This is a genomic window from Limnospira sp. PMC 1279.21 (assembly GCF_032349615.1).
In the GTDB taxonomy this organism is placed as follows: Bacteria; Cyanobacteriota; Cyanobacteriia; order Cyanobacteriales; family Microcoleaceae; genus Limnospira; species Limnospira fusiformis.
Genome location: NZ_JARPLU010000035.1, coordinates 21772 through 36848 on the forward strand (window position 1 = coordinate 21772; position 15077 = coordinate 36848).

Annotated in this window: 14 protein-coding genes and 1 pseudogene; 5 read left to right on the forward strand and 10 right to left on the reverse strand. The window is 43.8% G+C overall.

From position 1 onward, the window contains the following. The first annotated feature begins 46 nt into the window (after window positions 1–46). On the forward strand, window positions 47–2419 hold the full coding sequence (locus P5683_RS07735; protein WP_006670708.1) for a DNA phosphorothioation-associated putative methyltransferase: 2373 nt from the start codon (window positions 47–49) through the stop codon (window positions 2417–2419). Window positions 2420–2554: 135 nt separating this feature from the next. Further along, entirely contained in the window at window positions 2555–3352 is a 798-nt protein-coding gene (locus tag P5683_RS07740; RefSeq protein WP_006622010.1) for a pentapeptide repeat-containing protein, read from the forward strand. Window positions 3353–3446: 94 nt separating this feature from the next. Here the strand turns inward: P5683_RS07740 and P5683_RS07745 are convergent, their stop codons facing one another. Further along, window positions 3447–4964, reverse strand: a complete 1518-nt coding sequence (locus tag P5683_RS07745; protein WP_006670706.1) for a UbiD family decarboxylase — start codon at window positions 4962–4964, stop codon at window positions 3447–3449. Window positions 4965–5379: 415 nt separating this feature from the next. Here P5683_RS07745 and P5683_RS07750 point away from each other — a divergent pair, with 415 nt between their 5' ends. The 3 genes from P5683_RS07750 (at window position 5380) to galT (ending at window position 8978) form a co-directional block, all read left to right on the forward strand. Further along, window positions 5380–6780, forward strand: a complete 1401-nt coding sequence (locus P5683_RS07750; protein WP_006622013.1) for an NYN domain-containing protein — start codon at window positions 5380–5382, stop codon at window positions 6778–6780. An 86-nt stretch (window positions 6781–6866) separates the two neighbouring features. Next, window positions 6867–7922 (forward strand): 4-hydroxyphenylpyruvate dioxygenase, encoded by a 1056-nt coding sequence (hppD, locus tag P5683_RS07755; protein ID WP_006622014.1) that lies wholly within the window; start codon window positions 6867–6869, stop codon window positions 7920–7922. Between the two features lie 45 nt (window positions 7923–7967). Continuing rightward, the gene (galT, locus tag P5683_RS07760; protein WP_006622015.1) at window positions 7968–8978 is read left to right on the forward strand and encodes a galactose-1-phosphate uridylyltransferase; all 1011 of its coding nucleotides are present in this window, start codon (window positions 7968–7970) and stop codon (window positions 8976–8978) included. Between the two features lie 333 nt (window positions 8979–9311). On the opposite strand, the gene P5683_RS07765 is transcribed toward galT, so the two are convergent. The 9 genes and pseudogenes from P5683_RS07765 to P5683_RS07805 all read right to left on the reverse strand — a co-directional run. Further along, the gene (locus P5683_RS07765; RefSeq protein WP_008051939.1) at window positions 9312–9752 is read right to left on the reverse strand and encodes an SH3 domain-containing protein; all 441 of its coding nucleotides are present in this window, start codon (window positions 9750–9752) and stop codon (window positions 9312–9314) included. Between the two features lie 126 nt (window positions 9753–9878). Next, window positions 9879–11384, reverse strand: a complete 1506-nt coding sequence (locus tag P5683_RS07770; protein ID WP_006622019.1) for an AAA family ATPase — start codon at window positions 11382–11384, stop codon at window positions 9879–9881. 7 nt (window positions 11385–11391) lie between these two features. Continuing rightward, on the reverse strand, window positions 11392–11898 hold the full coding sequence (locus P5683_RS07775) for a DUF177 domain-containing protein (protein WP_006622020.1): 507 nt from the start codon (window positions 11896–11898) through the stop codon (window positions 11392–11394). 37 nt (window positions 11899–11935) lie between these two features. Further along, entirely contained in the window at window positions 11936–12412 is a 477-nt protein-coding gene (locus tag P5683_RS07780; protein ID WP_315639594.1) for a R3H domain-containing nucleic acid-binding protein, read from the reverse strand. A gap of 8 nt (window positions 12413–12420) precedes the next feature. Beyond that, complete coding sequence (gene yidC, locus P5683_RS07785; protein ID WP_315639595.1) at window positions 12421–13596, reverse strand: membrane protein insertase YidC; 1176 nt, start codon at window positions 13594–13596, stop codon at window positions 12421–12423. A 156-nt stretch (window positions 13597–13752) separates the two neighbouring features. Further along, a complete protein-coding gene (locus P5683_RS07790; protein ID WP_006622023.1) occupies window positions 13753–14145 on the reverse strand; it encodes a PH domain-containing protein in 393 nt (130 codons plus the stop codon). Continuing rightward, window positions 14117–14506: a ribonuclease P protein component gene (gene rnpA, locus P5683_RS07795; RefSeq protein WP_006622024.1), complete on the reverse strand. Its 390-nt coding sequence runs from the start codon at window positions 14504–14506 to the stop codon at window positions 14117–14119. Before rnpA ends, P5683_RS07790 begins: the two co-directional genes overlap by 29 nt. A 187-nt stretch (window positions 14507–14693) precedes the next feature. Further along, window positions 14694–14831, reverse strand: coding sequence for a 50S ribosomal protein L34 (gene rpmH / locus P5683_RS07800; protein WP_071533534.1), 138 nt, complete (start codon window positions 14829–14831; stop codon window positions 14694–14696). Between the two features lie 66 nt (window positions 14832–14897). Then, window positions 14898–15077 (reverse strand): annotated as a pseudogene (locus P5683_RS07805) (hypothetical protein); the annotation flags it as partial.

Consider the following 15077-nt stretch of genomic DNA (forward strand, 5'->3'; position numbering starts at 1 on the left):
TCATATAATAGCTGCTAAGATAGTCCGACTGTGGAGATCAGTTGCAATGAACAACCATGATGTCATTCAGTGTAGCAGTGACAGTTGGGATTTTGCCATCAATCACCGCCCAACAACGGGTTTAAATGTTCACCCCACCGCCGATGATTTGATTTTATACTTAGCCCAGAAAGCGATTGAATTTCAGCTTCCCCCCCAGATTAACCGATTTAGTGACCTTTCGACACAGTGGCATGAGGAAATCGATCGCACTTTTGGTAGCTACCAGCAAGCCTGTGTGAGGGTTAACCAGCTTTTACTAGCCCTTCATCAACTTAGGGCGATCGCCCATTGTTGTCACCAAAGCCCCATTGGTAAAAAACTCCCCGCCGCGCTGTATGTGCATATTTCTGCCCTTAACCGCCTTGACCCGCTGCTGCGCCTGTATGAACATCTAGCCCGCCAAGCGCTTAACCCAGTTCCCCCCACAACTCTGATTAAATTTCATACGGATAAACCGATTATTTCTTATTTATTTTACCCAGATTTTGATACAGATGCTCACCCGGATTTAGCCACGAGTTATCAAGTGATAGTCCCTAGGGGTAGAGTAAATTTTTCTAACTATACTAACAGCAATAACCCGCCTATCCTACACCGTAAAGAAACTTTTGTGGCGGCGGACTATCCCCTTTATGACAGTTTTTACCAATTAACCCAGATGGAGGAAAAGCTAGGATTGTTGAGTAAAAAAACTCGACTTTATAGCAGTATTGGAACCCGCCAAGGTTGGTTAAATCATCTGGTTAGATGTGGTGTGGCGATTCAGGATCATCAGGTGGTGTATCTGTCTGATCAGGAATGGGAAACAGCTACGATTACTCCTCGCATTGAACGCCACAAAGCTGCGATAATTCGGAAAAGTTTATCTCGCCCTGTACGCCTGGCGCTGGAAGCGGGATTATTTCGGGAAAATAGCAGTTTCTTTGATTATGGTTGTGGTTATGGAGGTGATTTAAAACAAATAAGCGATCGCGGTTATTTATCAGCAGGTTGGGACCCTTACTATTCCCCAGAAACTGCCCAAATTGTATCGGAAATTGTGAATCTGGGTTATGTGATTAATGTGATTGAATGTCAGGTGGAAAGACGGGAAGCATTAATTCGGTCCTGGGAGTTAACGGAAAGGGTGTTAATTGTGGCGGCGCAAATTTTGATTGATGATTGCGATCGTGGTATTATTGCTTATGGAGATGGGGTGATTACTAATCGCAATACTTTTCAAAAGTATTACCAGCAAGAGGAGTTGAAAATCTATATTGATCAGGTTTTGAATGTGGATTCAATCCCGATTGATTTGGGTGTTTATTTGGTATTTAGAGATGAATCAGAAGCTGAGAATTTTCGCGCCTCCCGATTTCGATCGCGAGTTTCTTCTCCCCGCATTTGTGTCCAGGTTAAGCGTTTTGAAGAATATCAAGAACTCCTGCAACCTTTGATAGAGTTTTTGTGCGATCGCGGTCGGCTTCCGGTGGGGTCAGAACTGCCACAAACTTCCGAAATTGAGGCAGAATTTGGAACTATTAAACGCGCTTTTAAGGTAATTATGCAAGCCACTAACTCACAAGAATGGGAAAAAGTAGCAGATCGTCGTCGCCAAGATTTGCTGGTTTATCTAGCCCTCAGTCAGTTTGGAAAACGTCCGAAATTGTCGGATTTATCTGCACAGGTCAAAAATGACATTAAAGGGTTATTTGGTAGCTATAAGAAGGCTTGTGCTTTGGCTGATGTCATGCTTTATAGTATGGGGAACCCTGATATAATTGCTGAATGCTGTTATCATAGCGAAATAGGTCAGAAGCGCCCAAACTCCCTTTGGGTTCATATTAGCGCCCTAGAGAAACTCGACCCCCTGTTAAGGGTGTATGAGGGTTGCGCCCATCAGACGATTGGACGCTTAGAAGGAACAACGTTGATTAAATTTCATATTAAAACGCCGAAAATAACCTATTTATTTTATCCTGATTTTGATACTAATCCTCATCCGGTCCTACAAACCAAAATGGCGATCGACCTGCGAGATCTCCAGGTCAGTTATCGAAGTTATCAGGGTGCTAATGCTCCGATTCTTTATGCTAAGGAAGCCTTCGTTACCCCAGACTATCCCTCGTATGAAAAGTTTGCTAAACTTACCTGTCAGGAACAAGACTGGGGGCTTCTGGATGACAAATCAGCTATTCAAACCCTCGGAGGTTGGTTAAAATGTCTGGAGGAACACTGCGCGGAAATTCGAGGACATAGAGTTTATTGGCGATCGGATGCTGATCCTTATCAGGTTAAACTGATGAAATCAGCCCGCCGAAATCGTCGCCCAAAATCCCAATCTGTGGACGACCATACCGGAACAGAAAACCAGGAAACCACACCCAGTGAGGAGTAATTCATTATCATCTTAAACCTCTCCATAGTAGCATATTTTTGTGTTTTTTAACCTGCCACGACTCATTGATGATATTGATATTAACGACCCGGACAATTGCCCTTTAATTTTAACTAACTAGGAGATAAAAGCCAGATGAATGCTGAAACATTACTAGCATCTTATGCTCAAGGGGAGCGAGATTTTCACAAGGCTATTTTAATTGGCGCTCAACTTCAAGGGGCTGATCTTAATAGCATTAATCTGAATAAAACTAATTTGATGAATGCTACTCTTACTCAAGCGAATTTAAGTCTAGCAGAAATGATAAAAGCTAATTTAATTAATGCGGATATGGGTCATGCTAATCTCCGGGGTGCAGATTTGACCAAAGCCTATTTGAATGGGGCTAATTTGATGGGGGCTTCTTTGAATAAGGCTAAACTATTTAGTACCAGTATGGGTGGTGTCAATTTAATTTATGCCCAGCTAATTGGCGCGGATCTCAGACAGGCTAACTTAACTCAAAGCAAACTGATTGGGGCTAATCTGAGTAATGCTAACCTGCAAGATGCACAACTAAATAATACTAATCTGATTGGTGCAGATATACGTGGTTCTATGTTACTCAATGTTGATTTTAGGGGGGCTAATTTGAGTAGTACTTTAATTAATGATGACACTCAGTTAGACCCTAAGTGGCGTGTGATTTGGAAAATTTCTAATCATGGGGGTCAAAAACATGATTTAACTAATGCTGATTTGACGGAAGCTAATTTAATTGGGGTGAATTTGAAAGAGGCTAATCTCAAGGGCGCAGATTTGCGAGGGGCTAATTTGAGTGGCGCTTTTTTGACTAATGCTCAAGTAGAAGGCGCTCAATTTAAAGGGGCGATCGGACTTTCGGAAAATGCCAAGTTTGACCTGAAAATTCGGGGGGCAATTGTTGATTAAATCAACTCATAAAAAGCGGGTTTTTGGGTTTATTTATTGGCTGTAAATAGCGGTAAATAGCACCAATAAACCCGCCCCTAAAGTCTGGTTTTGGTCACTGAATGTAGTTCATTTCGTAGCCAAATTTGTTAGGGTCAACTTCGTTTAAATTCAAATCTCCTAACCCATATTCAGCCCAGCGACGTTCCACCATTTTAGCGACATCTGGATCAGATTCTAAGGCTTCCCCCCATTCGTGTTCGGTTTCTGGGGGGATTTTGGTGGTCGCATCAATACCCATCCTTCCCCCTAAACCAATTTTTTCACTCGCAAAATCTAAACTATCAAAGGGGGTATGGGGGAGAATAAATACATCCCTTGATGGGTCAACTTTTGAGGCGATCGCCCATACTACTTGGCGCGGATCGCGGATATTAATATTTCGATCCACCACGATCACAAATTTGGTATAGGTAAACTGCGGTAAAGCACTCCAAAAGGCTAAAGCCGCGCGCCGCGCTTGTCCGGGATAAGCCTTATCAATGGAAATAATTGCGGCTTTGTAGCTGAGGGCTTCCATTGGTAAAAAGAAATCACAAATTTCTGATACCTGCTGGCGCAGAATAGGAGTATAAATCCGATTAAGGGCGATCGCCATCATCGCCTCTTCTTTGGGTGGTCGTCCGCTAAAAGTAGTTAAATAAATAGGATCATGGCGGTGGGTGACACAGTGAAACCTAATCAGTGGCGAATCTTCGACACCCCCATAATAACCCATGTGATCACCAAAGGGTCCATCGGGTAGCACTTCCCCTGGGGTGATAGTTCCTTCTAGGACAAATTCTGAATCTGCGGGAACTTCTAAATCCACCGTTTTACACTTAGCCAATTGTACCCCAGAACCCCCATATAATCCCGCAAATAACCATTCAGATAAATCTACGGGAATGGGAGTAGCCGCCGCCATGATAATCAGCGGATCAACACCTAGGGCGATCGCAATTTCTAACTTTTTACCATTTTCCGCCGCCTTCCGCAGATGTCTCGCGCCACCACGCACGGATAACCAGTGAACAGTCATGGTATTATGAGACTGTAATTGTAAGCGATATACACCTACATTAGGAGTTCCGGTTTCACAATCTTTAGTGATTACCAATCCTAAAGTAATAATTTTTCCCGCATCACCAGAATAAGGGCGAATCATGGGAATTTTAGTTAAATCTACCTCTTCTCCCTCAATCACCACCTCCTGACAGGGAGGAAACCAATTCCGCCCAGGTTTGGCTTTCACCACATCAAATAAAACCTTACCAAAATCTATCGCCTGGGAGATTTTTTTAGGTGGTTTAGGTTGCTGTAACATCCCCAGTTTTTTACCTAATTCTTCTAACTCCTGGGGCTGTTCCATATTCATCGCCCAACAGACCCTTTGTTCGGTCCCCAACAGGTTCACGGCTACCGGGTAAGCGGCACCTTTGACATTTTCAAATAACAGCCCAGGACCGCCACACTGTAGCATTCGGTTGGAAATTTCGGCAATTTCTAAATCCGGGTCTACCAGGGCGCTAATTCTTCGTAACTGTCCCCGTTCTTCTAATATTTTCAAAAATCCCCGCAGATCTCGTGCCATGATTTTTACAGTTTTTCAATTAACTGTTTTCTATTGTGACATAATCCTGTTAATCATGGTACTTATCAAACCTCAATTATGGTGCGATCGAACCATTATTGCCTCACTGTTCCCTCAACGGGAAATCACTATCCACGGAGTCCCGGACAGCCAGAGTCCCTGGCTCAGATGATTATAACCCTTAGATGTCCGTAGGTTTGCTGATGATCCTATCCCCTGATTATACCCAAGTATGATATCATTATCAACGTCAGGGGTATAATCTTGTTGGGGTGCGTGATTAGACCCCAAAAGAGGAGTAGTTAAGCCATTAGTCGGATGGGGGATCATAGTTATTGACGATGATCCACCCGATCGCCATCCTCCATGCTAATCTAAAGAATAGAGAACAAATTTTGACGGTTTGTGTAGGGGTATGCCCCATAAGTCGCTCGTGCCACAGACGAATAATGGAACTACGGCGGTTAATCAGATCAGTAACCTGATCTATCAGACCGTTGTGTCGTTTCAACAACAGCACCCGGAGTGCTTACATATCCGCTATCAGAGTGTTTCCTGGGAACAACCTGAGTATAAAACTAAACTGTTAGCTAAATTGAATCACGGGTTGGGTCAAGCGCCTAACCCCGAAGTATTGCTATCTTGGGTGAGATCTTATCTGAGATCTCTGCTAAATTCAGAAGCGATCGCTACTAATACCTTTAATCAACTCAAGCCTAAACTTCAGCAACTCCTCAATTACGATAAAAACCAACATCTAAATGCTTCGATTCCTAACTTAAATGGTAATGGAATGATTGATAAAGGAGCGAGTATTCTACTACTTGATGCGGAAAATATTCAGCTAAACGCTGACGCCGAAAAGTTTTTAGAAAAAATCTGTCATTATCCTTTACAAATTAGGGTGGCTTTTGCGAACTGGCGCAGTTTAGGCAAAAAAGATGCCGAGTTTCATCAACGAGGCTATCAGTTGATTCATGTACCCGCAGGAAAGGATAGCGCGGATTTCAAAATGGCAACGGTGGGGTCATCAATTTTTGTACACTATCCTACGGCGCGAGAAGTGCTGGTTTGCTCATCAGATCAAGCCTTAATTCATCTCTGTAATACTTTACAATCTCACGGTTTGACTGTTTATCATGTCCGCAAAGATCAAGACCAAATTGTGGTATTTAATAGTCAAAATGGCACGACTCAAAAATATTCCTTATCATCGTCCAAAAAAGTTATTCCCAAAGTGGAAGAATTGCTGCAACAATTGCAAGAGTTAATTGTGGCTGAACAAAAGCGCACTAATTGCTATTGGATTAAGCTAACCAAAATATCTAGCCTTTATCATCATCAACATAAATTGACTTTGAGCCAGGTAATTGCTGAACACTTTATTGATTTTAAAGTCCAGGATATTTTTCTCAAAAACCCTCTGATTTTTGCGGTACATAAAATCTCAGATCAATCTCAAATTTATGTAACTTTATTTAATGAAAATTTCACGATTTCTACGGATAGCTTACCACCCAAGACTGCCCATAAAAATAAATCAAACACTACACCGACACCAATCAAATCCACCGATGATTTAGAAAATGCGTTAGTTAGTATTATCAAAGAAATAACTAAAAAATCCCCTAATTCTTTAGTGGATGTCTCAATTTTAGCGAGTAATTTTATGACCAAATATCATGTACCTATCAATAAGTTACTTCGCCAATTGAATCATAGCAAAAAATTACCCAATTTTTTGGAGTCTTGCGGTTCCTTTCACCTCAAACAAACCTCCAGAGGTTGGCAGGTTGGTTTATTAAATCCGAACTGAGTTAATTTACCCACGATCGCCTGTCTGTATCTCTTATACTAAAAGGTGGATTGTCTCAATTATGGCCAAATTGTCATCACTAATTTATGGAGTTCGACCACATTCATATCTATGTTGAGGATGCCATAGTATCTCGCAACTGGTTTATCGACAAATTCGGATTTGAGGAGGTGGGACAAAACATCAATGATCACGATCATACAATCACCATGGCCAATGGTCCGATTTATATCCTCCTGTCCTCACCCCGCCACCCACAGAGTCCGGTGGCGAACTTTCTCCGCCAACACCCCCCCGGAATTGCTGATATAGCCTTTCGGGTAGACAATTTATCCGAAACAATAGATCGCGCTATTTCTGGCGGCGCAAAACTTCTGCAACCCGTACAAAGCCATGATAGTGCGATCGCTGCTAGTCAATGGGGAATTATTTCCGGTTGGGGTTCCTTGCAACATTCCCTGATTGAAGTTAAGGCTATTTCCCCCTATAAATGGCTTCCCGGCTGTCAATACCCAATTAAACTAAAGCGATCGCCGATTCATTTAACAGCCATTGATCATGTCGTCTTAAATGTCGAAGTAGGTGATCTCAATGTTGCGGCAAACTGGTACAATTCTGTTTTAGGACTCAACCCCGAACAAAGTTTTAACATTCAAACTGATTACTCTGGCTTATACAGTCAGGTGATGACATCCCCCCAAGGAAAAATTAAATTTCCCATCAATGAACCCGCCTCCCCAAATTCCCAGATTCAAGAATTTTTGAATTTTAACCGAGGTTCAGGAATACAACATATTGCACTGACGACAACCAACATTATTGAAACCGTTGGTTTTCTCAAAAATCAGGGTTTACAATTCTTATCAATTCCCGAAAATTATTATGATACAATCGAGGCTAGGGGAGCTGCTTGCCGACTACAGCAAGATTGGGAACTCGTCAAAAAAAATCAAATTTTAGTAGACTGGCATCCTTCAAATTCAGCATCAATGCTGTTGCAAATTTTCACCCATCCAATTTTTAATCAACCCACTTTTTTCTGGGAATTAATAGAACGTCGTCAGTCAGCACAAGGATTTGGTGAAGGCAATTTTCAGGCTCTTTTTGAAGCGATAGAAAGGCAACAGATAGACCGTAGTTAACCACCCTCAAAACCGCCTATTTATGCTCATACTTAGGAAAATATAATGACTGAACTACGACAAAACTTAATCACTAGAGACTGGGTAATTATTGCCTCAGAAAGGTCTAAAAGACCCCATGAATTTGCGCCCCCCTTGTCTAAACTAGAACCCTTACCTACCTACCGAGATGACTGTCCATTTTGTCCCGGAAATGAACATCTAACCGGAACTCAAGAGTGTTTACGACTGGCTGATAATGGTGGTTGGCGAGTGAGAGTAGTAGGGAATAAATATCCGGCTCTCTCTGATGTTGGTCAACGAGTTCGTCATGGTGAAGGTATCTTTAAATCCCTGTCGGGAGTGGGATATCATGAAGTAGTAATCGAACACCCTCGCCACGATTTAAATATTGCTTTGATGGATATTAAAGACATTAGCAATATTCTCCGGGTCTATCGCCAACGCTATGGCGAACTACGAAAAGACCCTAGAGTTGAAACCATCATTATTTTTAAAAACCACGGAGGAAGTGCTGGGACTTCTTTAGAACATCCTCACTCCCAAATTGCAGCCCTTCCTATTGTTCCCTATCAATGGCGCGATCGCGCTAGAGAAGCAGTCCGCTACTACGATGATACGGGAGAATGTCTTTTTTGTCGCACCCTAAAAGACGAACTCAAAGCAGGCGATCGCATTATTTACGCAGGGGAGCATTTTGCCGCATTTATTCCCTACGCGGCGCTTTCCCCCTTTCATACATGGGTTTTTCCCCGTAATCATGCTTCTTCCTTTGATGAAATTACGGATTTAGAAATAGAGGATTTAGCCCAAACCCTCAAAGTAGTAATGTCTCAATTTTATTTTGGTTTAAACAACCCCGATTTTAACTATACCATTCGTTCCATACCCACGGCTGAACAGCGCACGGATTATTTCCATTGGTATATTGCCATCATTCCCCGCGTTTCCTTAACCGCCGGCTTTGAACTGGGAAGCGGAATGTATATTAATACATCTGTTCCCGAAGAAAGCGCCGAATTTTTACGCTCTGTCAAAATTCCCTCTAGTATTTGAAAGATTGCTGTGGGCTGGTTCTGAGGGCCGCCTACAGGAGCAAAAAAAAGCGACCCAAGAGGCCGCTTATATCTGATGAAAACCGCGTTCTGAATTGTTAGCCTTGTTTTAGACACTAATCCAGTGAGATACTACGAAAGATGAGTGAGCTTTGATGCTCAAAATAGGTAAGTGTTATATATGATCCCAAGTTTTCCCAGATTTGGCAGTGATCGCGATCAAATAAATCAGTGAATTTACTGATGGAAATTGGTGATGGGTTTCATACCCTAAGTGCGATCGCCTCATGGTTAAAGTTGTGTTCCAGATCACATCTTCCGTCAAGCCAAGGATTTAGTTAATAGGCTCGGTATTGCCACCCCTTACCCAACCGGTGCGACCTTCATCAGTGGCGGCGCGAACCCGCTGCCATTGTCTATCCTGGCTATCTTCCAAAACGATAACCTCTTCCTGATATCCGACCCCACCGACCCGGTTAGCATCAAGGCTAGGACTATCCCTGATAATTAACCCAATGGGTTGAACCACGATCGCCCGATAGGTCCCCTCCTCTAATTGTGGCTCAGGTTCAGGCTCAGGCTCAGGAGTAGGTTCAGGAGTAGGGGTGCTGGCTGTTTCAACCACCACTGGTTGATCAGTAGCAAAAGTCGGTCGTTGGGGGAGTTCCGTCAACCTAGCGGCAAAGTACAAAGCGGCGGCCAGAGTTGCGCCCGCCAAAATCAAGATAGCTAGGAACACACCGACTAAAAACTTAAAGATGCCATAAAGACTCATAGTATTTTGGGAAACATTTATTATCTGATCGCGATCGCCAAAAACAATCGGCTCAATGAAACCTGATGATAGCGAACATTGGAACCACATCAAGGCGAGCCACAAATTAAATAACCTAGTCCCCGTCTAAAATAGCTTATTGAGGCTATCTTGTCGGGAAGCCAATCTAGCCTTACCCGCCGCCGCCCAATCCTGTAAAAATTGAATCTGATCGCGAGCAGTACGAGCCAGAGGTATCATTTGACTGGCGGCTTCCAGTATATCCTCAGTGGTGAAATCACGATTTTGACTGAAACCAATGTGCATAGCTTCAATCAAAGTTTGCTCAATTTCCGCCCCAGAGAAATCCGGCGTTTCATAAGCTAGGCGATCGATATCGTAATTTTTGAGACCTTGGGGGCGCAATTTAGTTAGGTGTACCTCAAAAATCGCTTTCCGCTCATCTTGGTTAGGCAAACCCACAAAAAATATCTCATCAAATCTACCCTTACGCAGAACTTCTGGCGGTAAAGATTGGATATTATTAGCAGTAGCCACGACAAAAACCGGAGAAGTTTTTTCAGCCAACCAAGTGATCACAGTGCCAAATACCCGGCTAGTTGTACCGGCATCCCCTTTACCATCAACCCCCGCAAAGGCTTTATCTATTTCATCAATCCATAGGACACAGGGAGCGAGAGCCTCTGCTAACTGAATCATTTGGCGAGTCCGAGATTCCGACTCCCCTACCAGTCCCGCAAACAACCGCCCCACATCTAAACGTAATAAGGGTAAATGCCAATGGTGAGCGATCGCCTTAGCCGTCAGAGATTTACCCGTCCCCTGAATCCCCACCAGTAGCAAACCACGGGGATAGGGCAATCCATACTGTCGCGCCCGTTCCGAAAAAGCGCCGCCCCGCCGCAGTAGCCAATCTTTGAGGTTATCGAGTCCGCCAATATCAGATATATTTTCCTTGGCGGGGTAGAAATCCAAAATTTGAGTTTGGCGAATAGTTTGGCGTTTCTCTTCCAAAATCAGCTCTATATCACTGGGTTGTAGTTCCCCATGATTAGCGATCGCCTTAGCCAAAATCCGGCGAATGCGCTCCAGAGACAGACCCTGAAACGAGCGCACCATTTCATCTAACAGACGTGGCTCTGGGGTTTTTCCCGTTGCCATCAATAGGCTTTCCACCGATTTAGCAATAGTGAGGCGATCGGGCAATGGAAATTCCAGAATCGTGATCACTTCGCTGAGGTCTTCAGCAATAGTAACTTGGGGGGAAATAATCACCAAATTTTTCGGTTGAGACTTGAGGCGACGCGCCAGATTACGGATTTTACGAGAAATGGAAATATCATCTAAAAACCGATGAAAGTCCCGCAAAATAAAAATCGCCGGTGTCGTGTCCGGCACTTTTTCCACAAACTCCAAGGCGAGGAGGGGGTTACGAACTGCAAATCCCATATCATTAGGATTTCCCTCGTTGTAACCTTCTACAAAATCCCACACATAAACTGCTCGATTTCCTTGGTTCAAACCTACCTGCTTGATAGTTAACTCAAGGCGCTCCTCCTCTAATGTGGGAATATAAATCACCGGATAGCGCGATCGCAGTAATAATTCAAACTCCTGGTTAAATTGGCTCATGGCTTTTTTATCCAGATAATTGTTTTTTTAACGCTTCCAAGGCTGCCCAGCGGTGATCTATCGCTGAATCTACTGATTCCGAAACCTCAGTCGGGGCCGTAGGTACTTGACACATCGTGTCACACAGTTGACGACCTGGTAATTCCAAACACAACTGCTGATAAAACCAATCCGTAGGAGAAAAATGCCCTTGAGGGTCTAGGGTTTCCACCAAATCCTCAAAAGCCACCTCCACCTCTTCAGCGATCTGGTAATCAGATGATTTTTCTAACCAGATCGCCTCACTCGTCAGAATTTTCAAGCGGTGGTTGTACTGTTTCAGACAGCGATCGCAAGTCAAAGTTACAATCGTCTCCGCACGACCCTGGACATCCAAAAATGTCGTCTTATGACTAACTCGCATATACCCTCGCACCGGAGTCAGGGTATCCAAACCCGGGATAAACTCCTCAAACTGAAACTCCACCGTCCGCTGATGTGCATTAAGCAAATGAGGGATGTAAATAGCATCCATAATCTTGTGGCCGTCGCTTATTGTGCCAAAATGTTTGTCAGGCTTTCACTTTAATCACTAGACGGCGATCGGGTTCACTCCCCTGACTATAAGTTTCCACACCCTCACTATCCTTGAGAATATTATGGATTAGCCGTCGTTCCACCGAAGATAGGGACTTAATTTCCAACTCAATCCCCGTTTGTCGCACCTGACTCGCCGCATTTTCCGCCAAAGATCTTAACTCTTGGTAGCGGCGGGCGCGATACCCATTTAGCTCCACAGTATAAGCCACTTTTTCACCGTTGTCTTTCCCCAAATTCAGAATGGTATTAACCAAATACTGAATCGAATCGAGTCCCTCACCACCATCACCAATCAGATTGTTAGCCTGTTCAGGGGATAGATTGGGACTTTGAATGGTTAACCAGCAGGAGTCTTCCTCCTCTGTAGGGACAACATCACCCGAAATATCTCCGAGTTTTAGGAGTTCCTCTATCCACTCCTGACCTCGACTAATTTGAGTCTTGTCCATTGCTTAGTTTATGCCTTCTTCTTAGAATGTCCGCCTGGTTCAAAAGGAAGTGAAGCACGTCCACTTTCACCTGTTTTCTTGTCTTTTTTGTCTTTTTTGCCGGTTTGTCTCTCCGACTCCTCCACAATTTTCTGGAGATTTTCCGGTAAAGGTTCTCGCGACAAGATAAACGCCTGACCTGTTTGGAAAATATTAGCAATCAGCATATACAGTAAAACACCAGCCGGTAGTGGGAAGAAGAAAAACATCCCCGTAAATAAAACTGGCGTGATTTTGTTAACCGTATCTTGTTGAGGATTACCCGAACTACCTTGATTTTGACCAGAGAGGACCTGGTTAATATACAAACTAATCCCGAATCCCAAAATCATCCCCACTATATCCCAGTGGATATTACCATCATCATCAAAAGCTCCTACCCGTCCCAAGGCATCAATAAACAAAAATCCCTTATCAGCAGCAATTCCTTTCAGGCTGGCTTGGATTGTCACTTCACCCGGTTTGACAGCTACCAAATTCCCTTCATCATCAATCTGAACCTTATCTTCCCCTTTAGTTACCATCCAATGGGGTTTAACTTTGGGGTTTTCGTAACTATCCAGCTTCGACTGTAGACTTTCCCCTTGTGCTGTTTCAAATTTGACCTGGGTTTTTTGTCCCACTGCCAAATTATTACCAGTATCAATCAACGCCTGTACGGAAGAGTGAACACCATCTGCTACATAAACATTCTGAGCCTTACTCTTATATATTTGCGGTTGAATTTGCTCAATTTGTTCTTGGGGAAAAATTTGCAGGTCAATGGCGTAGTTAACATCCGAGAAGGGTGATCCTCGCAGGGTAGCAAACAAAGCAAATAGAATTGGCATCTGTAGCAGTAGTGGAAAGCAACCCGCCAGAGGATTACCCAATTCCTTATATACTCTGCTCATCTCTTCGCGTTGTTTCACCGGGTCATCTTTATAGAGCTTTTGGATTTTGTCCACTCGCTCTTTCATCAGCGGTTGTGTCACCTTCATCCGCCGCATATTCCGAATTGACCCGGCATTCAGCGGATATAGTGCAAAACGAATCACCAGAGTTAAGGCTACGATCGCCAAACCGTAACTAGGGACGATCCCGTAGAAAAAATCCAGGATCGGTAACATCAAATTGTTGGAAAGAAACCCAATACCAAAGTCCATGCGTCAAGAGTTAACCTAGCTGCTTGATTTTTTATACAAATTTTAACAATTAAGTTCCCAGGGTGGAACTTTTTTGCGCCATCTGATTGAATCTATATTTCCTGATTGTCTATGACCACAAGGAAATATAATCAACCACTATGGGTGAATTTTAAGTTACTGACCGATCACACCCGGCGATCTTCCCTGTTTTTGAGCAATTTTTTCACTAATGTAGTCGTAAAGCTCTCTAAATCTCGGTAAAGCTCTTAGTTCCAGACGGTTGCCATTTTTCAGGGTTAGCACCATATCTCCCCAGGCTCCGAATCCCCTAGGCACTTTGGCGACACTCACAATTTCTGAGTACACCACATCAGTGCGATCGCGTCCCATCCATCCTCCAATCACAGAAACCCGGCGGTTAGTAATACGATAACGCAGCCACAGTGCGCGGACCACTGCTCCCACAGTCAAAGGCAAGCCGATAATCGTAAATCCGATCAGTAAATTTATAATCAGATCACCAATATGGGGCCCACCTTCATAAAAGCTCTCCTCCCGAATGCCCATGTAAAACCTCTGCTTGTACTAACAACTTTTCTAATTCTCGCAGAATTTCTGCATAATTGCACTCGATCGCCGTTGGCTTGACCACAATCACCACATCCCAACCTGGCGAGATTGTTGGTAATAACTGTCGCAGTCCCGCTCTAATTTGTCGTTTGAGCAGATTTCGTCGCACCGCACGCTTGCTAACCTTCTGACTGATAGAAATACCAAACCTACTCGCGGGGACCCCTGCATCCATCTCAGGCGGAACTAACCGTTTTAATGCTCTCAGGGTTAAATGAGCAGTTTTACGATGTAGTCCCCTAGTATAGACTGCCTTAAAATCTTTGGGAGCGCGCAGTCGATTTACTTGAGGCAACATTTTGATTTGATCAGTTATAGCAGTGGATACCTAGACCAGCGAGGGCGCATCACCCGGCGGGAATAGAAGCTAGGGCTCATATCAATCGCCAAGCGTGAGCCCATCGCTTGCGTATCAGGGTTATGACCACTGCTTTGACACTCCCCCAAATCCATTGAAAGTCTGCCACCAGTGAAACGGATATCCCTTAAACAGATAACCGTGACCGTCCTTTTTTCCGGCGAGACCTAATCACCGCACGACCATTTCTCGTCCGCATCCGTACCCGAAACCCAGATACTCTCTTTTTCTTACGGCTAGTTCCTTTGAGTGTTTGTTGAGCCATTTGCCTATCCTCCCACAATCAGTGTTAAAATCACAATCTCTAATTGTAGCACATACACTGATACATTTACGCGGCATTTTTCCGGTTGTTCCCGGACAATGCAACGATAGCACTATTACCCGTTAAGGTAACAGAGGCGGTATCCCGCAAAGCTTTTAGAAAGATTCCAAAAGCACCGTTCCAGTCCCGTGGTAGAGTGAACCCGCACTCAGGACATCGGAACACTTTTGAGCCACCTAGCTGGGG

Excerpts from the sequence above, each read along its gene's own strand:
- P5683_RS07765 (WP_008051939.1), bottom strand. The coding sequence starts at position 9,752 with ATGAGTCTTTATGGCATCTTTAAGTTTTTAGTCGGTGTGTTCCTAGCT.
- galT (WP_006622015.1), top strand. The coding sequence starts at position 7,968 with ATGACTGAACTACGACAAAACTTAATCACTAGAGACTGGGTAATTATT.
- hppD (WP_006622014.1), top strand. The coding sequence starts at position 6,867 with ATGGAGTTCGACCACATTCATATCTATGTTGAGGATGCCATAGTATCT.
- P5683_RS07780 (WP_315639594.1), bottom strand. The coding sequence starts at position 12,412 with ATGGACAAGACTCAAATTAGTCGAGGTCAGGAGTGGATAGAGGAACTC.
- P5683_RS07745 (WP_006670706.1), bottom strand. The coding sequence starts at position 4,964 with ATGGCACGAGATCTGCGGGGATTTTTGAAAATATTAGAAGAACGGGGA.
- P5683_RS07735 (WP_006670708.1), top strand. The coding sequence starts at position 47 with ATGAACAACCATGATGTCATTCAGTGTAGCAGTGACAGTTGGGATTTT.
- P5683_RS07775 (WP_006622020.1), bottom strand. The coding sequence starts at position 11,898 with ATGGATGCTATTTACATCCCTCATTTGCTTAATGCACATCAGCGGACG.
- P5683_RS07770 (WP_006622019.1), bottom strand. The coding sequence starts at position 11,384 with ATGAGCCAATTTAACCAGGAGTTTGAATTATTACTGCGATCGCGCTAT.
- P5683_RS07750 (WP_006622013.1), top strand. The coding sequence starts at position 5,380 with ATGCCCCATAAGTCGCTCGTGCCACAGACGAATAATGGAACTACGGCG.
- yidC (WP_315639595.1), bottom strand. The coding sequence starts at position 13,596 with ATGGACTTTGGTATTGGGTTTCTTTCCAACAATTTGATGTTACCGATC.
- P5683_RS07740 (WP_006622010.1), top strand. The coding sequence starts at position 2,555 with ATGAATGCTGAAACATTACTAGCATCTTATGCTCAAGGGGAGCGAGAT.
- rnpA (WP_006622024.1), bottom strand. The coding sequence starts at position 14,506 with ATGTTGCCTCAAGTAAATCGACTGCGCGCTCCCAAAGATTTTAAGGCA.
- P5683_RS07790 (WP_006622023.1), bottom strand. The coding sequence starts at position 14,145 with ATGGGCATTCGGGAGGAGAGCTTTTATGAAGGTGGGCCCCATATTGGT.
- rpmH (WP_071533534.1), bottom strand. The coding sequence starts at position 14,831 with ATGGCTCAACAAACACTCAAAGGAACTAGCCGTAAGAAAAAGAGAGTA.